We start from the raw sequence: 1132 nt of genomic DNA, 5'->3' as shown, positions 1-1132 counted from the left end.
GGCGGCTTGTCCGCCAACTACAATGCGCTGGGCACGGCCGGCAGCAGCTATACGGTGATTGCCAAAGGCATCACCCTGAGCGGCATCAGCGCCGCGGACAAGACCTATGACGCGACGACGACGGCGGCCCTGAATACGGCGAACGTGGCGTACTCGGGCATGGTTGCGGGCGACAGCCTCAGCCTGGGCGGCCAGGGTGTCGGCAGCTTTGCGACCAAGGATGCGGGCGCGAATAAAACGGTCAGCGTCTCGGGTTTCACCTTGAGCGGGCTGGACGCCGGCAATTACGTCGTCACGCAGCCGAGCGGCGTGACGGCGACGATCAGCAAGGCCGACCTGGTGGTGTCGGGCATCAGCGCCCTGAACAAGACCTATGATGGGAGCGCCAGCGCGACGCTGGGCGGCACGGCCAGCGTGACTGCCTTGCTCAGCGATAATGTCTCCGTTCTTGGCACGGGGACAGGCAGTTTTGCCGACGCCAACGCGGGCACCGGCAAGAGCGTCGCCGTCAGCGGCTACACGCTGACGGGCACGGATGCCGGCAACTACAACCTGGTGCAGCCGGGCAGCGTGACGGCCAGCATCCACAAGGCCAACCTGGTCCTGTCCGGCAGCAAGACCTATGACGGCGGCACTGCCGTGGCCGGCGGCACGCTGACGGCCACGGGCGTGGCGGGGCAGACCTTCAGCGTCGGCGGCGCCGGCGATGCCGGCAATCTGGCCAGCAAGAACGTGCAAACGGGCGCGGCGCTGGGCAGCACCACCGGCCTCGTCCTGGGCAGCAGCGGCAACGGCGGCTTGTCCGCCAACTACAATGCGCTGGGCACGGCCGGCAGCAGCTATACGGTGATTGCCAAAGGCATCACCCTGAGCGGCATCAGCGCCGCGGACAAGACCTATGACGCGACGACGACGGCGGCCCTGAATACGGCGAACGTGGCGTACTCGGGCATGGTTGCGGGCGACAGCCTCAGCCTGGGCGGCCAGGGTGTCGGCAGCTTTGCGACCAAGGATGCGGGCGCGAATAAAACGGTCAGCGTCTCCGGTTTCACCTTGAGCGGGCTGGACGCCGGCAATTACGTCGTCACGCAGCCGAGCGGCGTGACGGCGACGATCAGCAAGGCCGACCTGG

The 1132-nt window shown here is 67.2% G+C and carries 1 protein-coding gene; it reads left to right on the top strand.

The genetic code is table 11. From position 1 onward, the window contains the following. Window positions 1–1132: YDG domain-containing protein (locus AC07VI_RS29290; RefSeq protein ID WP_494808845.1), on the top strand; the 1132-nt coding region annotated here is incomplete at both ends.

It is taken from the genome of Janthinobacterium sp. GW821-FHT03A03 (assembly GCF_059421435.1).
The sequence above is the reverse complement of the archived record's forward strand: the minus strand, read 5'-3'. Positions and strand labels throughout refer to the sequence as shown.